The organism is Acidibrevibacterium sp. (genome assembly GCF_049965395.1).
Classification (GTDB): Bacteria; Pseudomonadota; Alphaproteobacteria; order Acetobacterales; family Acetobacteraceae; genus Acidibrevibacterium; species Acidibrevibacterium fodinaquatile.
On the sequence record NZ_JBMFWJ010000007.1, the window covers coordinates 59,898 to 86,103 of the forward strand.

Here is a 26,206-nt window from a genome sequence, read left to right on the forward strand (position 1 = left end):
GGTGGTTCTTCGGTCCGCTTGGGGCTCGCGTGCCGAATGGTCTGGCCTGATGGGTGAGGCCGACATCGCGGGCGTTGAGCGTCCTTGTGGGGCGGAGAGCGATCAAGGGCCTAAGAGGAGGGGTTGATGACAGAATCTGAGCGGCCTTTGAAGGCGATTTCGGGGGCCGAGATGGCGACAGAGGGTGAAGTGCTGCCGGTATTGCCGCTGCGCGATATCGTTGTTTTTCCGCACATGATCGTGCCGCTTTTCGTTGGTCGCGAGAAATCGGTGCGGGCGTTGGAGGCGGTGATCAAGGAGGACAAGCAAATCCTGCTGGTTGCCCAGAAAAACGCGGCGCAAGACGATCCCACGGCTGACGATATCTATCGCGTGGGCACGGTCTCGACGATTTTGCAATTGCTGAAATTGCCCGACGGCACGGTCAAGGTGCTGGTGGAAGGGGTCCGCCGTGCCCGCATCGCCGCCTTCAAGGAGACCGAGGCGTTTTTCGAGGCGCATGTAAGCCCGATCGAGGAACGTCTCGGCGACGAGAAGGAACTCGAGGCGCTGGGCCGCACGGTGGTTTCGCAATTCGAGCAATATATCAAGCTCAACAAAAAGATCGCGCCCGAGGTTCTGGTGTCGCTCAACCAGGTCGAGGACCCGGGCAAGCTCGCCGACACGGTGGCGAGCCATCTCGGCCTTAAGATCGCCGAGAAGCAGGATCTGCTGGAAAGCGAAGAGGTTAGCGAGCGCCTGGAGCGGGTGTTCGGTTACATGGAGGCCGAGATCGGCGTCCTGCAGGTCGAAAAGCGCATCCGCAACCGCGTCAAGCGGCAGATGGAGAAGACCCAGCGCGAATATTACCTCAACGAGCAGCTCAAGGCTATTCAGAAGGAGCTTGGCGAAGGCGAGGACGGCAAGGACGAGGCCGCCGAGCTCGAAGCGCGGATCAAAAAAACCAAACTCTCCAAGGAGGCGCGGGAAAAGGCAGTGCAGGAGCTGAAGAAGCTCCGCACCATGAGCCCAATGAGCGCCGAGGCGACGGTGGTACGCAATTATCTCGACTGGCTGCTTGGGATTCCGTGGAAAAAGCGCGCCAAAACCAGCAAAGACATCGGCGCGGCCGAAAAAATCCTTGATGCCGACCATTATGGGCTCGAGAAGATCAAGGAGCGGATCCTCGAGTATCTCGCGGTGCAGGTGCGTTCGAACAAGGTGCGCGGCCCGATTCTCTGCTTGGTCGGCCCGCCCGGCGTCGGCAAGACCTCGCTCGGCAAGTCGATCGCGCGGGCGACGGGGCGGAGTTTCGTGCGCATGTCGCTTGGCGGCGTGCGGGACGAGGCTGAGATCCGTGGTCATCGCCGCACCTATATCGGCTCCATGCCGGGCAAGATCATCCAGGGGATGAAAAAGGCGAAAACCTCCAATCCCTTGTTCCTGCTCGACGAAATTGACAAGTTGGGGGCCGATTGGCGCGGCGATCCGACCTCGGCGCTGCTCGAGGTGCTCGATCCCGAGCAGAACGCCAGCTTCAACGACCATTATCTCGAAGTCGATTACGATCTTTCGGATGTGATGTTCGTCACCACGGCGAACAGCCTGCGCATGCCGCAGCCTCTCCTCGACCGCATGGAGGTTATCCGCATCCCCGGCTATACCGAGGATGAGAAGGTGGAAATCGCCCGTCGGCACTTGATCCCGAAGCAAACCGAGGCCCACAGCCTCAAGCCTGAAGAATGGATGGTGACCGAGGAAGCGCTCCGCGACCTGATCCGTTATTACACCCGTGAGGCCGGGGTGCGGAATTTGGAGCGCGAGATCGCCGGGCTCGCGCGCAAGGCGGTCAAGGAAATCGTCACCAAGAAGACCAAGAAGGTCACGTTCTCGCGCAAGAATCTGGACAAATATGCCGGGGTGCGGCGCTTCCATTTCGGCGAGGCGGAGTCCGAGGACATGGTCGGCGTGGTCACCGGCCTCGCTTGGACCGAGGTGGGAGGGGAAATCCTCACCATCGAGAGCGTGCTGCTGCCCGGCAAGGGTAATATCCGCCAGACCGGCAAACTCGGCGACGTGATGCAGGAGAGCGTGCAGGCGGCACTGAGCTATGTCCGCTCGCGGGCGATCACCTTCGGCATCAAGCCGACTTTCTTCGACCACCGCGATATCCATGTCCACGTGCCGGAAGGGGCCACCCCGAAAGACGGTCCTTCGGCGGGTATCGCCATGGCGACCAGTATCGTCAGCGTGCTTACCGGCATCCCGATCCGGCGTGACATCGCCATGACCGGCGAGATCACGCTACGGGGGCGGGTGTTGCCGATCGGCGGGCTCAAGGAGAAGCTGCTCGCGGCATTGCGCGCTGGGATCACCACCGTTTTCATCCCGAAGGAGAACGAGAAGGATCTCGCCGAAATTCCCGAGCAGGTGAAGCGCCACCTCACTCTGGTTCCGGTCGCCCATGTCGATGAGGTGATCGGTCGGGCCCTGGTGCGTAAGCCCGAGCCGATCACCTGGGAAGAGCCCGCCGAGCCGGTCGTCACCCCGGCGGCCGGCGAATCGGCGGCGACCTTACTGCCGCATTGAGAGGCGATTTTCGCACCCCTCGGGTGTCTTCGTCCCATCTCTGACGGCGCGCTTTCGCCGATCAGAGGTGGGATATCGCCATCAGGTTGATATGTCTCATTTTTGGGGAGGCGCGGCCGCGCAAAGGGCGCTGGCCGGGCCGCGAGGTTGGTTCCTGGCTGGCCGGGACCGGCGATTTTCTGTGGATGAACCCAAGAAAAACCGGCGCTTGCGTTGACGCGGTGGAAATATGCCTTCTAGTGTCCTTTCCGCGCGTAGATTGATTTTCACCGTCCTGTTTCAAGGGAGGCTTGTGCGTGAACAAGATGGATTTGATTGCCGCCGTGGCGGAACAGAGTGATCTGCCCAAGACCAAGGCGACCGAAGTGGTGGACGCGGTGTTCGCCGCGATCGAAGGGGCGCTGAAAAAGCAGGAAGAAGTGCGGCTGATCGGCTTCGGGACGTTCGTGACCGCCAAGCGTAAGGCAACGACCGGCCATAATCCTCGCACCGGCGAGGAGATCAAGATTCCGGCTTCCAACTCGGTGCGCTTCAAGCCCGGTAAGACCCTCAAAGACGCGGTGAATTAGCGGCTTGCCGCGGGCGGTTAGCTCAGCGGTAGAGCGTCTCGTTTACACCGAGAGGGTCGGCGGTTCGATCCCGTCACCGCCCATGTTTTGTCGCGAGCTTGCTTGACGGGAGGGCGGCGGCGCTTTAGACGGCCCTCCTGGATTGCGGGTGTAGCTCAGTTGGTTAGAGCGCCGGCCTGTCACGCCGGAGGTCGCGGGTTCGAGCCCCGTCACTCGCGCCATCCTTTGCCCGCAGCGTGAATGCCGGGCAGCGTTCGGACGTCACGACGTCATGCTGATGACGAGTTTGGCATTTGCGGCTTTTTTACTGCGCCCGGACTGGTGGTGGCAGCGGGATGAGGCTAGTCTCATCTCGCTGCGGTGCAAAATTGGGTGATTCGCATGCCGGGATTGTTGTTCAATTATTTGCCTATCGTGGTTTTTCTGGCCATCGCCGGGGTCATCGCGGTGGCGATGGTGGCGGGCTCGCTGCTGCTTGCTCGCCAAAAACCCTACCCTGAAAAATTGTCCGCCTATGAATGTGGCTTCGAGCCGTTCGACGATGCCCGCCGGCGCTTCGATGTGCGATTCTACCTCGTTGCCATCTTGTTCATCATTTTCGATTTGGAAGTGGCGTTTTTATTTCCCTGGGCGGTGAGTCTCGCGCGCATCGGTCTGTTTGGGCTTTTGTCGATGTTCGGCTTCCTCGGCGTGCTGACGGTCGGGTTCGTCTATGAGTGGCGTAAAGGCGCCCTCGACTGGGAATGAGAGACGTAGGAGAGCAGCGATGAGCGCATATTCGCCCGAGATTGCCTGGAACCGTGATCTTTTGGGGCCGGGTGCCGAGCAGGACGCGGTGATCAAGGGTATCACCGGCGAGATTGCCGGTAAGGGTTTCATCGTCGCGCAGCTCGACAAGTTGGTGAACTGGGCCCGCACCGGAAGCCTGTGGCCGATGACCTTTGGTCTTGCCTGCTGCGCCGTGGAGATGATCCACGCCTATATGCCGCGCTACGATCTCGATCGCTTCGGCATCATCCCGCGCGCGAGCCCGCGTCAGAGTGACGTGATGATTGTCGCAGGCACGCTCACCAACAAAATGGCGCCGGCCCTGCGCAAGGTTTATGACCAGATGCCCGAGCCGCGTTGGGTGATCAGCATGGGAAGCTGCGCCAATGGCGGCGGCTATTATCACTATTCCTATGCCGTTGTGCGCGGCTGCGACCGTGTCGTGCCGGTCGATATCTATGTCCCCGGCTGCCCGCCAACGGCGGAGGCATTGGTCTACGGCATTCTGCAATTGCAGAAAAAAATTCGCCGCACGGGAACCATTCTCCGTGGCTGAGGAGGGTGGGCCGGGGGGCGCCGCCACGCCCTCGCCAAGCGAACGTTTGGCACAGGAGGTCGCGAGCCTGCCTGGCGTTGCACGGGTTGCGGTGGAAAAGGGCGAAGTGGTGGCGCATGTCCAGCGCGATGCGCTGGTGCCGTTGATGCTGACGCTCCGCGATGATCCGCGGTTTGCCTGCGAGCAAATGATGGATCTTTGCGGTGTCGACTGGCCGCAGCGGCCAGAGCGTTTCGAGGTCGTTTATAATCTGCTGTCGGTGTCGCGCAACCATCGCATCCGGGTGATCGTGACCACCGACGAGACGGCGCTCGTGCCCTCGGTGTGCGCGATCTGGCCGGCGGCGACTTGGTGGGAGCGTGAGGCGTGGGATCTGTTCGGCATTCTTTTCGCCGGTCAGCCTGATCATCGCCGCATTCTCACCGATTACGGGTTTGACGGGCATCCGTTGCGCAAGGATTTCCCGCTCACCGGTTATGTTGAAGTGCGTTACGACGACGAACGCAAGGCGGTGGTTTACGAGCCGGTGGCTCTGACCCAGGAATTCCGCTCGTTCGATTTCGTCTCGCCGTGGGAAGGCATCACGACGCTGCCCGGCGACGAAAAGGCGCATGCGATGCGCAGCGGTGGCGCAGCGACGAAAAGGACCGACTGATGAACGACGCGACCAGCGGCGCGGCCGGCGAGCGCTTGCGCAAAACCGTTGAGATTGACAGCCATGCGATGAATTTCGGCCCCCAGCATCCGGCGGCACATGGCGTGTTGCGCCTGGTGCTGGAGATGGATGGCGAAATGGTCGCGCGCGCCGATCCGCATATCGGGCTTCTCCATCGCGGCACCGAAAAGCTGATCGAATACAAATCCTATATGCAAGCGGTGCCATATTTCGATCGGCTCGATTACGTCTCGCCGATGTGTGAGGAGCAGGCATTCGCGCTTGCGGTGGAAAAGCTGCTCGGCATCGAGGTGCCCGAGCGCGGCCAATGGATCCGTACGCTGTTTGCCGAAATCACGCGTATTCTCAACCATCTTTTGAACATTACCACCTATGCCCTCGATGTCGGCGCGATCACGCCTTCGCTTTGGGGCTTTGAGGAACGCGAGAAGCTGCTCGAATTCCATGAAGCGGCGTCGGGGGCGCGGCTACACGCCAATTATTATCGCCCGGGTGGTGTTGCCAAGGATCTCCCGGCCGGGCTTGAAGACAAGATCGCCGCCTGGGCCGAGAGTTTTCCGAAATTCATCGACGATCTCGAGGAGTTGCTCACCGAGAACCGGATCTGGAAGCAGCGGCTGGTCGATATCGGCGTGGTCTCGGCTGAGGAGGCGTTGGCTTGGGGGTTCTCTGGCCCCTGTCTTCGCGCCAGTGGTGTGCCCTGGGATCTGCGTCGCGCACAACCCTATGAGATGTATCGTCGGGTTGAGTTCGCAGTCCCGGTTGGGCGCCATGGCGATTGCTATGATCGCTATTTGGTGCGCATCGCGGAGATGCGTGAAAGTGTGAAGATCATTCGGCAGTGCCTTGCACAAATGAAGCCGGGTCCGGTGAAAATTCGCGATCACAAATTCACGCCGCCGCCTCGCGCCGACATGAAACATTCGATGGAATCGTTGATCCATCATTTCAAGCTTTACACCGAAGGCTATCACGTCCCGGAAGGCGCGACCTACACGGTCGTCGAAAGCCCGAAGGGGGAGTTTGGCGTGTATCTCGTCGCAGACGGCAGCAACAAGCCCTATCGCTGCAAAATTCGCCCGACCGGGTTTGCTCATTTGCAGGCGATCGACATGATGTCCCGGCGACATATGCTGGCCGATACGGTGGCGATCATCGGTTCACTCGATATCGTATTTGGCGAAATCGACCGGTAAGATGGCAATGACAGAAAACGCGACCACATCTCATCGTCATGGCGTCGAGCCGACGACGTTTGTCTTCGATGCGGAAAGTGAACGCCAGATCAGCGCTATTCTGAAGAAGTATCCTGAAGGCCGCCAGGCGAGCGCGGTGCTGCCGCTGCTTGATCTCGCGCAGCGCCAGATGAAGCGCGAAACCGACAGCGCCTGGGTTCCGCGCGCGGCGATGGATGCCATCGCCGCGCGGCTCGGGATGCCGCCAATCCGCGTCTACGAGGTCGCAACATTCTACTTCATGTTCAATACCAAGCCGGTCGGCAAATGGCATTTGCAGGTTTGCACGACGACGCCTTGCTGGCTGCGCGGTTCGGATGCGGTGGTGGAAACTTGCAAGCGCGTGACCGGCATTCGCCATTTCGGTGAAACCAGTGCCGACGGTCTTTTCACCATGACCGAGGTTGAGTGCCTTGGCGCTTGTGTCAATGCGCCGATTTTACAAGTCAATGACGATTTCTATGAAGATATGGACGCGACGACGACCGAGAGGCTGCTTGATGGGTTGCGGCGCGATGCCCCGCCGCCACCCGGCTCGATGATTGGCCGCCAGACTTCGGCGCCGGAGGGTGGCCCGATGACATTGACGACACTGGATTTCGCGGCGGGCCCGATGCCGCCGGGCGGAGAATGAGGCGATGCTGAGCGATAAGGATCGCATCTTTACCAATCTCTATGGCGCGCATGATTGGCGTCTCGCCGGCGCCCGTGCCCGCGGCGACTGGGACGGCACGGCGGCGATTTTGGCGCGCGGGCGCGATGCGATCGTTGAGGACATCAAGGCGTCCGGTTTGCGCGGCCGCGGCGGCGCCGGCTTCCCGACCGGCATGAAATGGTCGTTCATGCCGAAGCAATCGGACGGTCGGCCGAGTTATCTCGTGGTCAATGCCGATGAAAGCGAGCCTGGCACCTGCAAAGATCGCGACATCATCCGGCATGACCCGCATAAATTGATCGAAGGCTGCTTGGTTGCCTCTTTCGCGATGGGTGCGCACGCTGCTTACATCTATATCCGTGGCGAATTCTATAATGAGGCACGGCATCTGCAGACGGCGATCGATGAGGCTTATGAGGCCGGGCTGATCGGGCGTAATGCGTGTCGTTCTGGCTGGGATTTCGATCTCTATCTGCATCGCGGTGCCGGCGCTTACATTTGCGGCGAGGAAACCGCTTTGCTCGAAAGCCTGGAAGGTAAAAAGGGCATGCCGCGGCTGAAGCCGCCCTTTCCGGCCGCGGTCGGTCTCTATGGCTGCCCGACGACGGTGAACAATGTCGAAAGTATCGCCGTTACACCAACCATTTTGCGCCGGGGAGCAGCTTGGTTTTCGGCGCTCGGGCGCCCAAAAAACACCGGCACCAAGATTTTCTGCATTTCCGGTCACGTCAACAAACCGTGCAATGTCGAGGAAGAGCTCGGGATTCCGCTGCGCGAATTGATCGACCGTTATGCTGGTGGTGTGCGCGGTGGTTGGGATAATCTCCTCGCCGTTATTCCCGGCGGGTCTTCGGTTCCGGTGTTGCCGAGGGAAATTTGCGATACCGTGCTCATGGACTTCGATAGTTTACGCGAGGTGCGCAGCGGGCTCGGCACCGCGGCGGTGATCGTCATGGACAAATCCACCGATATCATCAAGGCGATTGCACGACTTTCTCGTTTTTACAAACATGAGAGCTGCGGCCAGTGCACGCCGTGCCGCGAGGGTACTGGCTGGATGATGCGCGTGATGGATCGGCTGGTCGAAGGTCGCGCCGAGATTGAGGAAATCGATAGTCTCGACCAGGTGACCCGGCAGGTCGAGGGGCACACGATCTGCGCGCTCGGTGACGCGGCGGCGTGGCCGATCCAGGGCTTAATCAGGCATTTTCGCCCGGAGATCGAAGCGCGCATTGCCGCTTTCAAAGCGCGCGGCCTCAAGATGGCGGCGGAGTAGGCCAATGGCAAAGGTGACGGTGGACGGTATCGAGGTTGAGGTGCCCAATGGTGCCTCGGTGCTGCAGGCGGCGGAGCTTGCGGGCAAGGAGATCCCGCGCTTTTGTTATCATGATCGGCTGTCGGTTGCCGGCAATTGCAGGATGTGCCTGGTCGAAGTCGAGAAATCGCCAAAGCCGGTAGCCTCATGTGCCTTTCCGGTCGCCGATGGGATGGTGGTGAAGACCGACAGCCCGATGGTGCGCCAGGCGCGGCGCGGCGTGATGGAGTTCTTACTGATCAACCATCCGCTCGATTGCCCGATTTGCGATCAAGGCGGCGAATGCGATTTGCAAGATCAATCCATGGGCTATGGCATGGATCATTCGCGTTATCGAGAAAGCAAGCGGGCGGTCAAAGATAAAAATCTTGGCCCGCTCGTCAAAACCGTGATGACGCGCTGTATCCAATGTACGCGTTGCGTGCGGTTTGCCGCGGAAATCGCCGGTGTGCCGGAGCTTGGCGCTACCGGGCGCGGCGAAAATATGGAAATCGGCACTTATGTCGAACGCGCGCTCAGTTCTGAACTCTCGGGAAATCTCATCGATATTTGCCCAGTCGGCGCATTGACCTCGAAACCTTACGCTTTCGTTGCGCGCTCATGGGAATTGAAGAAAACCGATGGGATCGATGTTCTCGACGCGGTTGGCTGCAATATTCGCATCGATGCGCGCGGCCCGGAAGTTCTACGCATTTTGCCGCGCCTGAACGAAGACGTAAACGAAGAATGGCTCGGCGATAAATCGCGTTTTGCGGTCGATGGTTTGAAGCGCCGGCGCCTCGATCGGCCGTGGGTGAAGAAAGACGGCAAACTCGCCGAGGCGAGCTGGCGGGAAGCGTTTCTTGCCATCGCGAGTCAGATCAAGGGACGCGATCCGGCGCGTATCGGCGCCATTGCCGGCGATCTTTGTGATGCCGAGAGCATGCTGGCGCTCAAGGATCTGATGGCGGCGCTTGGCTCCGCCAATCTCGATTGCCGCCAGGATGGCGCGCAACTCGATGCGACGCGGCGCGATTTTTATCTGTTCAACACAACCATTGCCGGCATTGAAGATGCCGATGCCATCCTCATCATCGGCGCCAACCCGCGGCGCGAAGCGCCGGTGCTTAATGCGCGTATCCGCAAGCGCTGGCTCGCGAGTCCGATTAGTATCGCCGCCATCGGCGAGCGCGCCGATCTGACCTATCCGGCAGAATGGCTCGGCGAGTCGCCGCAGGCGCTCGCGGAACTGCGGCGCGGCACGCTGCCGTTCGCGGGTGTGCTGCGCGAGGCCAAGCGGCCGATGATCATTCTTGGGCAGGGTGCGCTGCGTCGCGCCGACGGCGCGGCGGTGCTCGCGGCGGCGTGGGCACTCGCTGCGGAATGCGGGGCGCTCGATCCTGACTGGCACGGTTTCAATATGCTGCACACCGCGGCGGCACGCGTCGGGGCGCTCGACCTTGGTTTTCTGCCGGGCGCGGGCGGCAAGGATATCACGGGAATGATGGCGGGCGGCGTTGATGTGCTCTGGCTGCTCGGTGCCGACGAGATCGACATGGCGACAGTCGGCGCCGAAACTTTCGTAGTCTACCAAGGGCATCATGGCGATCGTGGCGCAGCGCGCGCCGATGTCGTTCTCCCCGGGGCCGCTTACACGGAAAAGAGCGGCACCTATGTCAATACTGAGGGGCGTGTTCAACGCAGCGAGTTCGCGGTTTTTCCGCCTGGCGAGGCGCGCGAAGATTGGCGCATTCTGCGTGCGTTCGCGGAAACCCTAGGCCATCGTTTGCCCTATGATGATCTTGAGGCATTGCGCCAGCGTCTTATCGCCGTTGCCCCGGTTTTTGGGCGCACCGATGAGTTGCCCCGGCGTGGCGCGGTTGATCTGACGCCACCCGCCGGCAATCCCGATGCGCTCGGGATGGCGCCGTTTGTGCCGGCGTTGGCGAATTACTACCAGACGGATCCTATCAGCCGCGCCAGCCCGACGATGACGGCGTGCGCGGCGACCTATTACCCAAGTGTTGCGGAAGCGGCGGAGTAGGTGTGATGGCGGCTTTTTTTGCAACACCCCTCGGCGTCCTGATCCTGCTGGTGCTGGAGGCCCTGGCGATATTGGTGCCGCTGCTGATCGGCGTCGCTTATGCGACCTACGCCGAGCGCAAAATTCTCGCGGCGATCCAACTCCGCAAGGGGCCGAATGTCGTTGGCTGGTTCGGGCTTTTGCAGGCTTTTGCCGATGCCGGCAAAATGCTGATGAAGGAGACCATCATTCCGGCGGGTGCTAATCGGGTTTTGTTCCTGCTCGCCCCGATGATCACTTTTACACTTGCGATGATCGCGTGGGCGGTGATCCCGGTCAATGATGGTTGGGCGGTCGCCAAGATCAATGTCGGTGTACTTTATCTTTTCGCGATCAGCTCGCTCGGCGTCTATGGCATCATCATCGCCGGCTGGGCGAGCAATTCGAAATATGCCTTTCTCGGCGCCTTGCGTTCGGCAGCGCAAATGGTGAGCTATGAGGTTTCCATCGGCTTTGTCATGGTTTCGGTTTTGCTTTGCGTTGGCAGCCTCAATCTCAACGACATTGTTCTGGCGCAGCGGCATGTCTGGTTTTGTATTCCGCTGCTGCCGATGTTTATCGTTTTTTTTATATCGGGGCTTGCCGAAACCAATCGCTCGCCGTTCGATCTGCCGGAGGGGGAAAGCGAGATCGTCGCTGGGTTTTTCGTTGAATACAGCGCCATGGCGTTTGCCCTATTTTTCCTTGGCGAATATGCGAACATGTTTTTGATGAGCGCGATGACCTCGATCCTGTTCCTCGGTGGCTGGCTGGCGCCGTTCGGGATTGCGCCGTTCACGTGGCTGCCGGGGCCGATCTGGTTCATTCTCAAGATACTGCTGTGCATGTTCGTGTTCATTTGGGTGCGCGGTACGTTTCCTCGCTATCGTTATGACCAACTCATGCGCCTCGGATGGAAAGTGTTCTTGCCATTGTCTCTGTTTTGGCTGGTTCTGACTGCCGGGTTTTTGATGGCGATGGGCTGGCTACCGCAGGGAGCGGCGTGATGGCGAACATGCGTGGTTTCGTGCGCCAGGGCCGGAAGGGACACTAAGCTATGGCATTTTTGCAACGTACCGCGCGGGGATTTTTTCTCGGTGACATCCTGGTCGGGCTCGGTCTCACGCTGCGCTATTTCTTCAAGCCGAAGGCGACGCTTAATTATCCCTATGAGAAAAATCCGATCAGCCCACGTTTCAAGGGCGAGCATGCGCTCCGCCGCTACCCGAATGGCGAAGAACGTTGTATCGCATGCAAGCTCTGTGAAGCGATCTGCCCGGCGCAGGCGATCACCATCGAGGCTGAACCGCGTGCTGATGGCTCCCGGCGTACGACGCGCTATGACATAGATATGACGAAATGCATCTATTGCGGTCTTTGCGAGGAGGCTTGCCCGGTAGATGCGATTGTTGAAGGCCCGAATTTCGAATTCGCGACCGAGACGCGTGAAGAGCTAATGTACAATAAGGATCGTCTGCTTGCAAATGGCGATCGCTGGGAAAGCGAAATCGCCAAGCGGATTGAACGCGATGCGCCGTATCGCTGAACGAAACGAGATGATTGGGCGGAGACCTCCGGCATCATGATCACGATGATTGCCTTTTATGTGTTTGCCGTGATTTTGCTTGCCTCTGCGGCGTTGGTGGTGAGCGCGCGCAACCCGGTGCATTCGGTTCTTTTCTTGATTCTCGCCTTCTTCAACGCGGCCGGGCTATTTTTGCTCAATGGCGCGGAATTTTTGGCGATGATTTTGGTCATCGTCTATGTCGGCGCCGTCGCCGTTTTGTTTCTGTTCGTCGTCATGATGCTCGACGTGAATTTCGTTGAGCTGCGTGAAGGGGTTCAGCGTTACGCACCCATTGGTGCGATGGTTGGTCTGGTTTTGTTCATCGAATTGCTATTGGTGTTCGGGACATGGCATTTTGCCCCGACCATGTCGACCCTTCGCGTGGCGCCGATGATTGCCAAAGTCCAAAATACCGCAGCGCTGGGGGATGTGCTCTATACCCATAATGTCCTGCTGTTTCAATTGGCTGGGCTGGTGCTGCTGGTGGCGATGATCGGCGCTATCGTGCTCACGCTACGCGATCGCAGCATTTCTCGGCGCCAGGTCATCGCGCGCCAGATTGCGCGGAGCGCGGCGCTATCCCTGGAGATGGTGCCGATGGCGCTCAATGCCGCAACGCCGCCGGCGAGTTTCCGGCGCCCATTGCCTGAGCCCGTGGCGCCGGACATGTCGGCCACCCATCACGGTGCTGTTCATCATGACGAGGGGCATTGAAAGACGATGATCAGCCTTGGACATTACCTGGTGGTTTCGGCGATTTTACTGGTTCTCGGGGTGTTTGGGATTTTTCTCAATCGGAAGAACATCATCATCATCCTGATGTCGATTGAACTGATTCTGCTCGCGGTGAACATCAATCTGGTTGCCTTCTCGGCGGCGCTTGGCGATCTCGTTGGTCAGGTTTTCGCGATGTTCGTGCTCACCGTCGCGGCGGCCGAGGCTGCGATCGGGCTTGCCATCGTTGTCATCTATTTCCGCAATCGCGGCTCGATCGAGGTCGAGGACGTCAATCTGATGAGGGGCTGAGAATGATTTACGCCACTGCTGTTCTCGCGCCTCTTTTTGGCTCCGCTGTCGCCGGCCTGTTGGGCCGCGTCATCGGCGATAAGGCCGCCATGGCGGTTACGATCGCGTGCATGGTGCTTGCGACGATTTGCGGGGAGACCGCGTTCGTCCAGCTGGTGTGGGGTGGGGTGCCGCGTGGTGAGGTAACGCTGGGTGAATGGCTGTCGGCCGGGTCGTTTCATGTCTCGTGGGCGTTGCGTTACGATACCTTGTCCGCCGTTATGGTGGCGATGGTCACCTTTGTTGCGACCCTGATCCATATCTACAGCGTCGGCTACATGGCTCACGAGCATAAGCCGGTTGCGCGGTTTTTCAGTTATCTTTCGTTCTTCAGCTTCGCCATGTTGATGCTGGTCACAGCCAATAATTTGCTGCAATTGTTTTTTGGCTGGGAGGGCGTCGGCGTCGCGAGCTATCTGCTGATCGGGTATTGGTACGAAAAGCCGAGTGCTTGCGCCGCGGCGATCAAGGCCTTCGTTGTCAATCGCATTGGCGATCTCTTCTTCGCCGTTGGGATTGCGATGATTTTCTTTCTGTTCGGCTCGATTTCGTTCTCGACCATTTTTGCCGCCGTGCCGCAGCACATCAACGACACCTACGCGCTTTTCGGGGCGAATGACCGCGCTTTCGAGGTGATCGGCATATTGCTGTTTATTGGGGCCACCGGGAAATCGGCGCAGATCGGGCTGCATGTCTGGCTGCCGGACGCGATGGAGGGGCCAACGCCGGTTTCCGCCCTGATCCACGCAGCGACGATGGTGACCGCCGGGGTTTTTCTGATGGCCCGTGTCTCGCCCATTCTCGAGCACGCGCCTGTCGCGCTCGGTGTCATCACGGTCGTCGGCGGCACCACGGCGCTGTTTGCGGCGACCATTGGTTGTGTTCAAAACGACATCAAGCGGGTGATTGCGTATTCGACGTGCTCGCAGCTCGGTTATATGTTCGTGGCGGCCGGAGCCGGTGCCTACCAGGTGTCGATTTTTCACCTCATCACGCATGCTTTCTTCAAGGCGTTGCTGTTTCTCAGCGCCGGTTCGGTCATTCATGCGATGTCGGACGAGCAGGACATGCGGCGCATGGGCGGGTTGTGGACGAAGATTCCGCTGACCTACGGGGTGATGTGGGTAGGGAGCCTGGCACTTGCCGGCATCTATCCTTTTGCCGGATATTTCTCGAAGGACGCGATTTTGGAAGCGGCTTTCGCGAATGGCAGCCCGTCCGCGATCTATGGCTTTGTCTGCGGCGTGCTGGCGGCATTTCTGACCGCCTTTTACTCCTGGCGGTTGTTGCTGATGACTTTCCACGGCAAGTCCCGCGCCGATCGTGACGTGGTCGCGCATGTGCATGAGAGCCCGTTGGTCATGACCTTGCCGCTGGTCGTGCTTGCTATCGGCGCATTGATCGCCGGTTTCTCGCTGCGTGACCTTTTCATCGGCGCCGACTGGCATGAGTTCTGGCATGGCAGTATCGCCAATGCCGCTGGCAACCACGTGTTGGCACGGCTGGAGGATATTCCGGTGTGGGCAGCGCTCGCACCGAGTGTTTGCGCGGTGCTCGGTATCGCGCTCGCCTATTACATGTATATGTTCGCGACCGATCTGCCCGGACGTCTCGCGGCACGGTTCGCACCGCTCTATCGTTTCCTGCTCAACAAATGGTATTTCGACGAACTCTATGATCTGGTGTTCGTGCGGCCCGCGTTCGCCGTTGCGCGATTGTTGTGGCAGGTCGGCGATGCGACGATCATCGACGGCGTTCCCAATGGCGTCGCCACTCTGGCCGAGGATTTCTCTGAGCAAGCGGTGAAGCTGCAGACGGGCTCGATCGCCGTCTACGCTTTTTCCATGCTGGTTGGCGTTGTTTTGCTGATTGCTATCTTTTTGATTTTTCGGTGAGATGATGAACCAGGCCGGATTTCCTCTGCTGTCGCTGATCACCTGGCTGCCACTGCTCGGGGGTGTGATCATTCTTTCGTTGCGTGGTGAGGAAGCATTGGTCGCAGCCAATGCCCGCTGGGCGGCGCTGTGGACCAGTCTCATCGTCTTTGCCTTGAGCTTGCTTTTATGGTCCGAATTCGATCCCTCCGAAGCGGGATTTCAGTTCGTCGAGAACGTTCCTTGGCTTCCCGAATTCGGTGTCGGATACCGCATGGGCGTTGATGGCATAAGCGTCCTTTTCGTTCTGCTGTCGACTCTGCTCACGCCGATCTGCATCCTTTCGAGTTGGGATGCGGTGAAAAAGAACGTGCGTGAATACATGCTCATTTTTCTGGTTCTCGAGACCATGATGGTAGGCACGTTCTGCGCGCTTGATTTTGTCGTTTTCTATATGTTTTTCGAGGGTGTGCTCATCCCGATGTATTTGATCATCGGCATCTGGGGAGGGCCGCGGCGGGTTTATTCAGCATTCAAATTTTTCCTCTATACCCTTGCCGGTTCGGTGCTGATGCTGCTCGCGTTATTGGCAATGTGGTACAGCGCTGGCACGGCCGACATCACCGTCCTGCTCCACACCGCGTTCCCGACCAATATGCAGTATTGGCTTTTCCTCGCCTTCCTCGCCTCGTTCGCGGTGAAGGTGCCGATGTGGCCGGTGCATACGTGGTTGCCGGATGCCCATGTCGAAGCGCCGACAGCGGGCTCGGTCATTCTCGCCGGCGTCCTGCTCAAAATGGGGGCTTATGGTTTCCTACGCTTTTCGGTGCCGATGCTGCCGCAGGCCTCGGCGTATTTCGCGCCGCTGATCTATGCTCTTTCGGTGGTTGCGGTGATCTATACCTCCTTGGTCGCGTTGGCGCAGACCGATATGAAGAAGCTGATCGCCTATTCCTCGGTCGCTCATATGGCGGTGGTAACGATCGGCATCTTCACCTTCAACATTCAGGGGATCGACGGCGCGCTGTTTCAGATGCTCTCGCACGGTATCGTCTCGGGTGCGTTGTTTCTCTGCGTTGGCGTCATCTACGATCGCATGCATACCCGCGAGATCGCGCGCTATGGCGGTCTTGCCGAGCGCATGCCGGCTTATGCCGTCACCTTCATGCTATTCACTTTGGCCAGTATCGGGTTGCCTGGGACCGCCGGGTTCGTCGGCGAGATCCTGGTTATGCTCGGCTCGTTCAAGGTCAATTTCTGGCTGTCGTTGCTCGGCGGTAGCGGCATGATCCTCGGCGCATGCTACATGCTCTATCTTTATCGACGGGTGATTTTCGGCCGGCTTACGCGCGCTGATCTGCAATCCATTCTCGATCTGTCGCCACGCGAGGTAGCGCTGTTCGTGCCGCTTATCGTGTTGACGTTATGGATGGGCGTCTATCCCTCCAGTTTCACCCACTTCTTTGAGAGTTCGGTGAATGCGATGGTCGTGCAGCATCGCGCCGCGATCGAGGGCAGCAGCCAGATCGCGGCGCGTCCGCTGCCTCATCGCGCGCTGCCATTGGTCGTCCCTGTCGCGCAAACGATGGTGCATTGATGAACTGGTTTCTCGCTCTTCCGGAGATCGTCCTGGCGCTGAGCGGCTTGGGTATTCTGCTGCTTGGTGTCATCAAGCCGGGCGGTGCGACGCAGATTTGCAGCATGCTCACCGTTGCCGCGTTTGTTCTGTGCGCCGTGCTGATCGTCGGTGGTTCCCTTGGTTCCGCCTATGAGGGGCAATTTCTCGCGGATCCCATCAGCGTTTTCGCCAAGCTGTTGATCTTGGCGGCGGCGGCGTTCGCTGTTCTGCTGTCACTCGATTTCAACGAGCGCGCGCATATTGCGCGGTTCGAGTTCCCAGTTCTGGTTTTGTTCGCGACCCTTGGCATGACGATCATGGTATCGGCTGGGAACATGATGAGCCTTTATCTCGGGCTCGAATTACAATCGCTGTCGATTTACGTCCTCGCCGCCTTCGCGCGCGATGATGTGCGGTCGGCGGAAGCGGGGCTGAAATATTTTGTTCTCGGCGCGCTGGCCTCGGGGCTGCTGCTTTATGGGATTTCGTTGGTTTATGGTTTTTCCGGCAGCATGGATTTCGGCGGTATCGCGCATGCGCTCAATAATCCCACTTCGGTTTCGCCGGGTGTGATCGTTGGCATCGTTTTTGTCATAACCGGTCTTGCGTTCAAGGTTGCGGCGGTGCCGTTTCACATGTGGACCCCAGATGTCTATGAAGGGGCACCGACCCCGGTGACGGCGTTTTTCGCGACCGCGCCGAAGGTCGCGGCGGTGGTGTTGTTCGCGCGGGTGATGATGGGGCCGTTCGGTCACGCGCTCGGGCAGTGGCAGACCCTGATCGAGATCATCTCCATCGCCTCGATGATTCTCGGTGCCCTGGCGGCGATCGGGCAGACCAATATCAAACGTCTGATGGCGTATTCCTCGATTGGTCATATGGGGTATGTGCTGATCGGCATTGCGTGTGGCAGCGCTGCCGGCCTGCGCAGCGTGCTCATTTATCTCGTTGTTTACGTCTTCATGAATCTCGGCACGTTTGCGGTGATTTTGGCGATGCGACGGGGCGGGAGGGCGGTGGAGACGATCGCCGATCTCGCCGGTCTCGGCCGCAACGATCCGGCTTTGGCCTTGGCGATGACGGTGTTCATGTTTAGTATGGCCGGGATTCCACCGCTTTCGGGGTTTTTCGGCAAGCTCTATGTTTTTCTCGCGGCCGTCCAAAGTGGGCTTTGGGTGCTCGCCGTGATCGGTGTGCTGACCAGCGTTGTCGGCGCGTTTTATTATATCCGCATCATCAAGGTGATGTATTTTGATGAGCCTGGTCTCGCTTTTGACCGCCGAGCGCCGTCGCTCTCGGTGGTCGCCGCGGCAACCGGACTTTTCACCGCTTTCTTCTTCCTTCTGCCGTCGCCGGTGTTGAATGCGGCCGAGGCGGCGGCGAAAGTGCTGTTCGGGTGAGTATGGCTGCCGCCCGCGAGGGCGGCGGAGGGTGGCGGCTCGAAACCTACGAGCAGCTGCCATCCACCTCCGATCTCTGCGCCGCGCGCGCGCGGGCAGGCGAGAGTGAGGGGCTGGCGGTGATGGCGGGTCAGCAAACGAGCGGGCGCGGGCGTGGCCAGCGAGTATGGCTGTCGCCCCCGGGCAATCTCGCATTGTCGGTGCTTTTGCGCCCGCAGACGCCGCTTGCTATCGCCGGGCAATGGGCGCTTCTCGCCGGCGTTGCGTTGTTCGACGCGCTGGCTTCGGTCGCGCCGGCGTTGGCGGCCGAGCTGCGGCTGAAATGGCCGAATGACGTGATGCTGGCAGGGGCCAAGCTCGCGGGCATTCTGATCGAGAGCGCGACCGACGCCGCGGGACGTAGCGATTGGATGGTGTTCGGATTCGGCGTCAATCTCGTCGCGGCGCCGACGCTCCCCGATCGCCGCACGGTGGCGTTGGCCGAGCGGATGGCGCCGCCGGCGCCGGCAATCCTGGCCTCGGCGATTCTCGACGGCCTCGCGTCATGGCGTGTCGTGTTGCAGCAGGGCGGCTTCGCGCGTCTTCGAGAGGCATGGCTCGGTTACGCGCATCCGCCGGGGACGGGGTTGTCGGTCGCGTGCGGTGATGCGAGATGTCACGGCTATTTCGCCGGGCTCGACGAGGCCGGCGCATTGCTGCTAGCGACCGAGGACGGCATACGGAAGTTTCAGACCGGTGAGGTCGTGCTGGATGCCGCGACCCGATCCGATAGTCAGACGTAACGTCCGCGCTGCGCGGGCAACCGGCGGGGTAAGGATTGGAGGCCATGCTGCTCGTTATTGATGCCGGCAATACCAATGTCGTGTTCGCGGTGCATGACGGCGCTGGCTGGCGCGGCACCTGGCGGATCGCGACCGACCCGCAATATACCTCGGATCAATACGCGGTGTGGTTGCTGGCCTTGCTTGCCCATACTGGCATCGATCGCGCCGGGATCGATGCCGCGGTGATCGGCACGGTGGTGCCGGCGGCGCTCTATCATCTGCGGCGCCTGTGCCGCGACTGGTTCAATGTCGAGCCGCTGATCGCCCGTTCGCATCTCGATTGGGGGTTCGAGATCCGTGTCGATCAGCCCGCCGAGGTCGGAGCGGACCGGCTGGTCAACGCGCTGGCGGCGCATCAGCGCTATCAGGGCCCGCTGGTGGTGATCGATTTCGGCACCGCGACCACCTTTGACGTCGTCGATCACGATGGCGCCTATATCGGCGGCGCGATCGCGCCTGGCATCAATCTCTCGATCGAGGCCTTGCATCAGGCAGCGGCGCGGCTGCCGCGCATCGGCATCGGCCGGCCACAGGGGGTGATCGGGCGATCGACGGTGCCAGCTATGCAATCAGGAATTTATTGGGGTTATGTCGGGCTGGTGGAAGGGCTGGTCGCGCGCATCCAGAAAGAGCTTGCGACCACGCTCAAGGTCATTGCGACCGGCGGCCTCGCCCCATTGCTCGCCGAGGGCACAGAGGTGATTACCCGCATCGACCCCGATCTCACCCTGGAGGGGCTGCGGCTGCTGGCATCGCGTAACCCGGCGCCGCCCTGGGACCAGGATCGGTCGCGCGTGATTTGAGGCAACCATGATCAAGGAGTGTGACGAAACCACGTGACGGAGTCCTCAAACGACGATTTCGCCTTCGTGCCGCTCGGCGGCACCGGCGAGATCGGTATGAATTTCAATCTCTATCGCTGCCGGGAACGCTGGCTCGCGGTCGATTGTGGTATCGGCTTTGCCGGGCCGGCCTTTCCGGAAGCGGAGATCCTGGTGCCCGATCCCGGCTTCATTGCCGCGCGCCGCGCCGCCCTGCTCGGCCTCGTCATCACCCATGCGCACGAGGACCATCTCGGGGCGGTCGCGCATCTGTGGCCGCGGCTGCGCTGCCCCGTTTATGCGACGCCCTTCGCCGCCGCCATGCTGCGCCGCAAACTCGCCGAGGCGCAGCTTCTCGCTGAGGTCACGCTCCATATCGTGCCGCCCGGCGGCGAGATCGATCTCGCGCCGTTTCGCCTGCGCCTGATCTCGGTCGCGCACTCCATTCCCGAGGCGCAGGCCCTGGCCATCGAAACGCCGGCCGGGTTGATCCTGCACACGGGTGACTGGAAGCTCGATCCGACGCCGCTGGTCGGCCCGCCGACCGACGAGGCGGCGCTCGCCGCGCTTGGCGAGCGTGGCGTGCTGGCGATGATTTGCGATTCGACCAATGCGATGGTCGAGGGCCATTCCGGCTCGGAGGCCGAGGTACGGCGCAATCTCGCCGCCCTCATCCGCGACATGACGGGGCGGATCGCCGTCACCTGTTTTGCCTCCAACGTCGCGCGCATCGAAAGTGTCGCGCTCGCGGCGCGGGCGGCGGGAAGGAGTGTTGCGCTGGTCGGCCGATCGCTGCGCAACCTCGATGCCGCGGCGCGCGCGAGCGGCTATTTCGCGACCCTGCCGCCCTTCCTGTCCGAAGATGCGGCGGAGGAGATTCCCGACGACAATCTCCTCCTCCTGATCACCGGCAGCCAGGGTGAGCCGCGTTCGGCGCTGGCGCGGATCGCCGCCGATACCCATCCCCGCATCGCATTCGGCGAGGGCGATACCGTGCTGTTTTCCAGCCGTGTGATCCCCGGCAATGAGCGTGCGATCGGGCTGGTGCAGGATAATCTCGTCCGCCGCGGGGTGCGCGTGATGACCGAGGCCGATCACATGGTGCATGTCTCGGGGCACCCGGCGCGCGACGAATTGCGCCGCCTCTATCGCTTGGTGCGGCCGCGCTATGCGGTGCCGGTGCATGGCGAATGGCGGCATCTCACGGCGCATGCCGAACTCGCGCGCGAAATGGGGGCGCGGCCGATTCTGATCGAGGATGGTGACGTACTCACGTTTGGCCCCGGCGAACCGGCGGTGAGCGAAAGCGTTCCCGTGGGCCGTTTCGCGGTCGATGGCAGGCGCTTGGTGCCACTCGCGGGCGTCGTCATGGCGGCGCGGCGACAGATGCTGCGCGACGGGGTGGTGGTCGCCAGTCTTGCCGTCGATCAGGCCGGGCGGCTGCGCGGGCGGGCGCAGATCAGCGCGCCGGGCCTGTTGGCGCCGGATGACGAGGAGATGCTGGCCCTGGCCGACGACTTCGCGGCAACGCTCGCCGATTTATCGCCCGGTCTCCGCCAGGATGAGACGGGGCTCGTTGACGCCGCACGGGCGGCGTTGCGCCGGGTGCTCGGGCGAAGGCTACAAAAGCGCCCACAGGTCGAGATTCACGTGCTGCGGGTGTGAGCATGGGCTGGTTCACCGGGTTGGTGCTCTATGTGTTGATTTGGTGGGTGACGCTGTTTGCGGTGTTACCGTTTGGTGTGCGCAGCGCCGCCGATCCCGACCCGCATACCGGCTGGCGCGGCGCGCCGGAGCAACCCTATCTCGGCCGAAAAATCCTGGCGACGACGCTAATCGCGGCGCTGATTTGGGTGGGGTGTGTCGCGGTGATCGAGAGCGATTGGCTGAGTTTCCGCCACGGCATTCTGGCAATGCCGAATGATACGCCATAATGTGGCGAAAAATTAGCCAATAGCGTCAAAATTCATCAAAACTCTCTGTCGATGATGAAAAAATTTGCGCTGGATGCGAGAAATTCTCTGGACATCCCATGGCCCAGCCGGCCATCATCACGGCCAGGAAGAGGATTGGACCTCATCCTGCCGTGTGACTGGTGTTTCCTCCCCAAACTTGGCCCGTGGCTCGCGCTGCGGGCCTTTCTTCGTTTTAACTTGCTTGTGACCGTTTCGTCACGTCTTTTCGTCAGCCAAACACCGGATCAAGCATTTTTTATGCGAAAGTGCATTGTGCGGCGCAATAAAATGGCTGCGCCGCACAATAAACGGGTATCTCCATGACTGCCCAAAGCGCGCGCGACGAGAGCAGACAAAGGCTGGATGTTGCCTCCGCGCGCCGCTGCGGCCACCCTAGCGGCCGGACAAGAGACATCACGCGGGAGAAATAGAATGGCGCAAATCATTCCAGTGCAGGTTTTCGACGCGGTGGTTTTTGGCGCGACCGGGGATCTGACGTTGCGCAAGCTGATGCCCTCGCTCTATTCGCGATTTCGTGATGGGCAAATGCCGCGGGAAAGCCGTGTCATCGCCGCCGCCCGCACCGAGACGACCACCGACGCCTATCGCGCGAAGGTGATGCAAGGGCTTCACGATCACATCGCGGCGAGCGATTTCGACGAAGCGATCGCGACGCAGTTTTGCGCCTGCGTGCAGTACACGATGCTCGACGGTGTCACCGGCGAGGGCTGGGAGGGGCTGGTCAAACTTCTCGCCGCCGAGCCCGAGCGGATCCGGGTCTTCTATCTCGCGACCGCGCCCGATCTCTACGGCCCGATTTGTCGCAATCTCGACGCCAATCACCTTGTGACGGCGGCGTCACGCGTCGTTCTGGAAAAGCCGATCGGCCATGATCTCGCGTCGGCGCGCGCCATCAATGACGAGGTCGGACATATTTTCGAGGAAAGCCAGATCTATCGGATCGATCATTTCCTCGGCAAGGAAACGGTGCAGAACCTTATGGCGCTGCGCTTTGCAAACGCTATTTTCGAGCGCCTATGGAACGCCGACGTCATTGACCATGTCCAGATCACGGTGGCCGAGACCGTCGGCGTCGAGGGGCGGGCGGGATATTACGACAAGGCGGGCGCCTTGCGTGACATGGTGCAAAATCACTTGCTGCAATTGCTGTGTCTCCTCGCCATGGAGCCGCCAGTGTCACTCGACCCTGATGCCGTGCGTGACGAAAAACTTAAGGTGCTGCGTGGCTTGCGGCCGATCTCGGTGCACGAAATCGCAACCCACACCGTGCGCGGCCAATATGTCCATGGCGTCAGCGAGGGCAAGCCGGTTCCTGGCTATGCGAGCGAACTCGGCCATGCGAGCCAAACCGAAACCTTCGTCGCGCTGAAAGCCGAGGTGCGGGCATGGCGCTGGGCCGGGGTGCCGTTTTATCTGCGCACCGGCAAGCGCCTGCCGCAGAAAGTGTCGGAAGTGGTCGTGCAGTTTCGCGCCGTGCCGCTGTCCATTTTCCCGCCAGGCGCGTCGGAGCTCGAAGCCAACAAACTGGTCATTCGTCTTCAGCCCGATGAAGGCATGCTGCTCAAGCTGATGAGCAAGGATCCGGGCCCCGGTGGGCTGCGGCTGCGCCCGGCGCGGCTCGATATCAGTTTTCAAAAAGCCTTCAACACCCGCTATCCGGAAGCCTATGAGCGGCTGTTGATGGATGCGGTGCGCGGCAACCCGACCCTTTTTATGCGCCGTGACGAGGTCGAGGCGGCGTGGCAATGGATCGAGCCGATCATTCATGCCTGGGCTGACGCGACTGAAGCGCCACGGCCTTACGCTGCCGGAAGCTGGGGGCCGACGGCGGCGATCGCCCTGATCGAACGCGACGGTCGCACATGGCATGAGGACTGGGGCGAGGAAGACTAGAGCGCGTTCTCCCTGACCGGAATCGCAAGCCTGCAAAAAGACAATTATGCACTTCGTAAACACGGCACGCCGGATAGGAATGCGCGGCTGTGGCTGCTCGCTCGCCTACCCGACCTGTTCAACGGGGGTTAGTTGATCTGCACTTTTTGCAGCGCCTCCTCCAATTCCTGGAAACTTGGCATATGCTGGTTCGGTACCATCTTGCGCCCGGTCTCGACACTGATCTGCGGCGCATTGCCATGCAGATGCGCGATCAGAACGGCGCGGATCACCTCGTAATATTTGCTTTCCTCCTCGACGACGCCCTTGATGCGGGCGGCAATGGGTGCCGCGAGGCCATAGGAAAGCAACACGCCGAGAAAGGTTCCGACCAGCGCACCGCCAATCATCTGCCCGAGCACCGCCGGTGGATCATTGATATGTGACATCGTCTTGATCACGCCGAGCACAGCGGCGACGATGCCAAGCGCGGGCAGGCTGTCGGCGACGGTTTGCAGCGCGTGGGCGCTATGCAATTCCTCAGCCATTGTCTTCTTGATCTCGCGCGCCATGACGTCCTCGATCTGGTAGGGATCATCAGCATTCATTCCGACCATCCGGAGATAGTCGCAGATCATCGCAATGGCGTGGTGGTTACCGGTGATCTTGGGATATTTCTGAAACGCCTTGCTCTCCTCGGGACGCTCGATATGGGCTTCGAGCGCCATCGGCCCCTTGCTCGCGGCAAGCTTGGTGAAAAAGAACAGAAGCGAGAGCAGATCGACGTAATCGGTCTTCGCGAAGGCCGCCCCTTTCATCGCCTTTCCAAAAGCGGAGAGGGTGTGTTTTACGTCATGCATCGAGTTCGCCATCACCAGCGTCGCGGTCGCGGCGCCGCCGATAGAGACGAACTCGAAGGGCAAAGCCTCGACCAGCACCCCGATATTGCCACCCGAGGCGATGAAGGTGCCGAAGACACATGCCAGCAAAAACACCAGTCCGCCGATCGTCAACATTGCTGGTGGCTCACCGGTCGTCGGCGGGAGGATGCGAGACGGCCGAAGCCGGCTGCGGCGCTGCCTTGCGTGGGCCGGCGGCGCGCAACACCATGATCGCGATCCGCCGGTTGGCGGCGGCGAGCGGATCGCCTGGCAGCAAGAGTTCGCGATCGGCGTGGCCGGTCACGCTCTGGAAGCGATCCTCTGGCAAACCCGCCTCGGCAAGGAAGCGCCGCGTCGCATTGGCGCGCTCGGTCGAGAGATCCCAATTCGATTTGCCACCACCACGATAGGGTGCCGCGTCGGTGTACCCCCCGATCGATAGGCGTTCGGGCAGGCGGTTGAGCACTGGGGTAATCTTCGCAAGCAAATCCCGTGCCCGCTCATTCGGGGCGGAGGCGCCGAGATCGAACATCGGGCGCTTATCTTCATCGAGAATCTGAATCCGCAGCCCTTCGGGCGTTTCGTCGATGGCGAGCTGGCGGGCGAGATCGCGGAGCGCCGGATCACTCGCGATGGCGGCGCGGATTTCGCGCGCCGCTTGCTGGAACGAGGCTTCCTCGGCTTTGCGGGGATCGGCGTCCTTCGCCGCGGCCGGTGGGACCGGCGGCGATGACGCGGCGCTGGCGATGTCGGTCCCTTGCTTGGCGAGTGCCGCCTGCGGGGTTTGCGGCGCCGTCGCTGCTTGGCCACCAGGGGCTGCCGGGCCACTGTCGCCGCGCCCGGGTTTGCCGTCATCGGCGCGGAAGGTGAGAGTATTGCCGGGAAGGCCGTTGCCGCTTCCGGTCAGATCCTTGCCGCCGGGATTGAGATCGTCGTTCTGGTTGGGGTCGGGCTGAATATGCGCCGGCGTCTCGCCATTATCCTCATCGACGTCCTGGACCGGGTCGGCGTTGCCCGTTACCACCTGCTCGGCGCCGCGGTCGGAGACCATGCTACCATCCTCGAACGGCGTCTTGCCGCCGAACGGCTTCCCCGAACCCGAGGTCTGATGGCTGAAAATGTTGGATTTGCTGAAATAATCGGCGAGGCCGCGACGCTGCGCCTCAGTCGTCGCGTTGATGAGCCACATCAGGAGGAAAAACGCCATCATGGCGGTAACGAAATCGGCGTACGCCACTTTCCAGGCGCCGCCGTGATGGCCGCCCTCGATCACCTCCTCCTTGCGGATGAGGACGATTTTCTTGGCGTTTTCGCCATTTTTGCCGCTTTTGCCTGCCATTCTCTTCCGTGCCGCTTGCCCACGCCGGGCCAGCATGCACGGAGTTGCTTAATCCTTACCTAAATTCGCCGGCTATCCGACAAAAAATCACGTCCGCCAGGAACGGTCGCGGCGATCGAGAAGACGCAGCATGGCGGGCCACTCCATCAGACCGAAACGCCGCCTGGTCTCGGGGTGATAGAGATGGCGGGTATGCTCGATCACTGCCTCCGGCGGGGAGACGAGCTCGGTCCGCGCCGCCATTGCGTCCACCTGCGCGCGACAGGCCATTTCCAGCCAATAGAGGGCGTTGAACGCTTCGGCGACGCTCGGCGCGGCAGTGAGCAGACCATGATTGCGCAGGATCATGCAACGCGCGTCGCCGAGATCGGCGACCAGCCGCGCGCGTTCGGCGGGATCGACCGCCGGCCCCTCGTAATCGTGATAGGCGACCGGCAAACAGCGCATCGCCGTTTGGGTCAAAGGCAAAAGACCGCAGCGCATCGCCGAAACCGCCATCCCGGCACGGGTATGGGTGTGAATGACGCAGCCGACATCGGCCCGCGCGCCATGCACGGCGCTATGGATCACGTAGCCCGCCTGGTTG

At 60.9% G+C, this 26,206-nt stretch carries 24 protein-coding genes and 2 tRNA genes; 23 read left to right on the forward strand and 3 right to left on the reverse strand.

What is annotated here, in order from left to right; all coding sequences use genetic code 11:
- Positions 1-171: 171 nt before the first annotated feature.
- From lon to zwf, 23 genes are all read left to right on the forward strand, one after another.
- A complete protein-coding gene (gene lon / locus ACP5M5_RS03965) occupies positions 172-2,568 on the forward strand; it encodes an endopeptidase La (RefSeq protein WP_427935708.1) in 2,397 nt (798 codons plus the stop codon).
- A gap of 305 nt (positions 2,569-2,873) precedes the next feature.
- A complete protein-coding gene (locus ACP5M5_RS03970; protein WP_114913874.1) occupies positions 2,874-3,137 on the forward strand; it encodes an HU family DNA-binding protein in 264 nt (87 codons plus the stop codon).
- An 11-nt stretch (positions 3,138-3,148) separates the two neighbouring features.
- Positions 3,149-3,220: transfer RNA gene (locus ACP5M5_RS03975), tRNA-Val, on the forward strand.
- A 61-nt stretch (positions 3,221-3,281) separates the two neighbouring features.
- Positions 3,282-3,358, forward strand: a tRNA-Asp gene (locus ACP5M5_RS03980).
- Between the two features lie 160 nt (positions 3,359-3,518).
- Positions 3,519-3,884, forward strand: coding sequence for an NADH-quinone oxidoreductase subunit A (locus tag ACP5M5_RS03985; protein ID WP_427935686.1), 366 nt, complete (start codon positions 3,519-3,521; stop codon positions 3,882-3,884).
- 19 nt (positions 3,885-3,903) lie between these two features.
- Positions 3,904-4,461 (forward strand): NuoB/complex I 20 kDa subunit family protein, encoded by a 558-nt coding sequence (locus ACP5M5_RS03990; RefSeq protein WP_114912641.1) that lies wholly within the window; start codon positions 3,904-3,906, stop codon positions 4,459-4,461.
- A gap of 67 nt (positions 4,462-4,528) precedes the next feature.
- Complete coding sequence (locus tag ACP5M5_RS03995) at positions 4,529-5,116, forward strand: NADH-quinone oxidoreductase subunit C (RefSeq protein WP_427935709.1); 588 nt, start codon at positions 4,529-4,531, stop codon at positions 5,114-5,116.
- Positions 5,116-6,333 (forward strand): NADH-quinone oxidoreductase subunit D, encoded by a 1,218-nt coding sequence (locus ACP5M5_RS04000; RefSeq protein ID WP_427935687.1) that lies wholly within the window; start codon positions 5,116-5,118, stop codon positions 6,331-6,333. Before ACP5M5_RS03995 ends, ACP5M5_RS04000 begins: the two co-directional genes overlap by 1 nt.
- A gap of 1 nt (position 6,334) precedes the next feature.
- Positions 6,335-7,006: a complex I 24 kDa subunit family protein gene (locus ACP5M5_RS04005; protein WP_427935688.1), complete on the forward strand. Its 672-nt coding sequence runs from the start codon at positions 6,335-6,337 to the stop codon at positions 7,004-7,006.
- Between the two features lie 4 nt (positions 7,007-7,010).
- Positions 7,011-8,303 carry an NADH-quinone oxidoreductase subunit NuoF gene (gene nuoF, locus ACP5M5_RS04010; RefSeq protein ID WP_427935689.1) on the forward strand — a complete coding sequence of 431 codons (1,293 nt, stop codon included), beginning with the start codon at positions 7,011-7,013 and terminating at the stop codon, positions 8,301-8,303.
- A 4-nt stretch (positions 8,304-8,307) separates the two neighbouring features.
- The gene (gene nuoG / locus ACP5M5_RS04015; protein WP_427935690.1) at positions 8,308-10,365 is read left to right on the forward strand and encodes an NADH-quinone oxidoreductase subunit NuoG; all 2,058 of its coding nucleotides are present in this window, start codon (positions 8,308-8,310) and stop codon (positions 10,363-10,365) included.
- A gap of 5 nt (positions 10,366-10,370) precedes the next feature.
- On the forward strand, positions 10,371-11,390 hold the full coding sequence (gene nuoH / locus ACP5M5_RS04020) for an NADH-quinone oxidoreductase subunit NuoH (RefSeq protein ID WP_427935691.1): 1,020 nt from the start codon (positions 10,371-10,373) through the stop codon (positions 11,388-11,390).
- A 50-nt stretch (positions 11,391-11,440) separates the two neighbouring features.
- The gene (nuoI, locus tag ACP5M5_RS04025) at positions 11,441-11,929 is read left to right on the forward strand and encodes an NADH-quinone oxidoreductase subunit NuoI (protein WP_114912636.1); all 489 of its coding nucleotides are present in this window, start codon (positions 11,441-11,443) and stop codon (positions 11,927-11,929) included.
- A gap of 36 nt (positions 11,930-11,965) precedes the next feature.
- On the forward strand, positions 11,966-12,664 hold the full coding sequence (locus ACP5M5_RS04030; protein WP_427935692.1) for an NADH-quinone oxidoreductase subunit J: 699 nt from the start codon (positions 11,966-11,968) through the stop codon (positions 12,662-12,664).
- Between the two features lie 6 nt (positions 12,665-12,670).
- Positions 12,671-12,976 carry an NADH-quinone oxidoreductase subunit NuoK gene (gene nuoK, locus ACP5M5_RS04035; RefSeq protein ID WP_287787021.1) on the forward strand — a complete coding sequence of 102 codons (306 nt, stop codon included), beginning with the start codon at positions 12,671-12,673 and terminating at the stop codon, positions 12,974-12,976.
- Between the two features lie 2 nt (positions 12,977-12,978).
- On the forward strand, positions 12,979-14,910 hold the full coding sequence (nuoL, locus tag ACP5M5_RS04040; protein WP_427935694.1) for an NADH-quinone oxidoreductase subunit L: 1,932 nt from the start codon (positions 12,979-12,981) through the stop codon (positions 14,908-14,910).
- A gap of 4 nt (positions 14,911-14,914) precedes the next feature.
- Positions 14,915-16,486 carry an NADH-quinone oxidoreductase subunit M gene (locus ACP5M5_RS04045; RefSeq protein ID WP_427935710.1) on the forward strand — a complete coding sequence of 524 codons (1,572 nt, stop codon included), beginning with the start codon at positions 14,915-14,917 and terminating at the stop codon, positions 16,484-16,486.
- Positions 16,486-17,907 carry an NADH-quinone oxidoreductase subunit NuoN gene (gene nuoN, locus ACP5M5_RS04050; protein ID WP_427935695.1) on the forward strand — a complete coding sequence of 474 codons (1,422 nt, stop codon included), beginning with the start codon at positions 16,486-16,488 and terminating at the stop codon, positions 17,905-17,907. The genes ACP5M5_RS04045 and nuoN overlap by 1 nt, the downstream gene beginning before the upstream one ends.
- A gap of 2 nt (positions 17,908-17,909) precedes the next feature.
- A complete protein-coding gene (locus ACP5M5_RS04055) occupies positions 17,910-18,689 on the forward strand; it encodes a biotin--[acetyl-CoA-carboxylase] ligase (protein ID WP_427935711.1) in 780 nt (259 codons plus the stop codon).
- A 44-nt stretch (positions 18,690-18,733) separates the two neighbouring features.
- A complete protein-coding gene (locus ACP5M5_RS04060; RefSeq protein ID WP_114912630.1) occupies positions 18,734-19,534 on the forward strand; it encodes a type III pantothenate kinase in 801 nt (266 codons plus the stop codon).
- Between the two features lie 96 nt (positions 19,535-19,630).
- Complete coding sequence (locus tag ACP5M5_RS04065; RefSeq protein ID WP_427935712.1) at positions 19,631-21,217, forward strand: ribonuclease J; 1,587 nt, start codon at positions 19,631-19,633, stop codon at positions 21,215-21,217.
- A gap of 2 nt (positions 21,218-21,219) precedes the next feature.
- The gene (locus ACP5M5_RS04070; protein ID WP_427935696.1) at positions 21,220-21,486 is read left to right on the forward strand and encodes a DUF1467 family protein; all 267 of its coding nucleotides are present in this window, start codon (positions 21,220-21,222) and stop codon (positions 21,484-21,486) included.
- A gap of 453 nt (positions 21,487-21,939) precedes the next feature.
- A complete protein-coding gene (zwf, locus tag ACP5M5_RS04075) occupies positions 21,940-23,421 on the forward strand; it encodes a glucose-6-phosphate dehydrogenase (RefSeq protein ID WP_427935697.1) in 1,482 nt (493 codons plus the stop codon).
- Positions 23,422-23,549: 128 nt separating this feature from the next.
- Here zwf and motA read toward each other — a convergent pair whose 3' ends face one another.
- From motA to ACP5M5_RS04090, 3 genes are all read right to left on the reverse strand, one after another.
- Positions 23,550-24,416 (reverse strand): flagellar motor stator protein MotA, encoded by an 867-nt coding sequence (gene motA / locus ACP5M5_RS04080; RefSeq protein ID WP_427935698.1) that lies wholly within the window; start codon positions 24,414-24,416, stop codon positions 23,550-23,552.
- A 10-nt stretch (positions 24,417-24,426) separates the two neighbouring features.
- A complete protein-coding gene (locus tag ACP5M5_RS04085; RefSeq protein ID WP_427935699.1) occupies positions 24,427-25,620 on the reverse strand; it encodes a flagellar motor protein MotB in 1,194 nt (397 codons plus the stop codon).
- 87 nt (positions 25,621-25,707) lie between these two features.
- Positions 25,708-26,206, reverse strand: a 499-nt coding sequence (locus tag ACP5M5_RS04090) for a class II aldolase/adducin family protein (RefSeq protein ID WP_427935701.1), incomplete at its 5' end; no start/stop codon positions are given.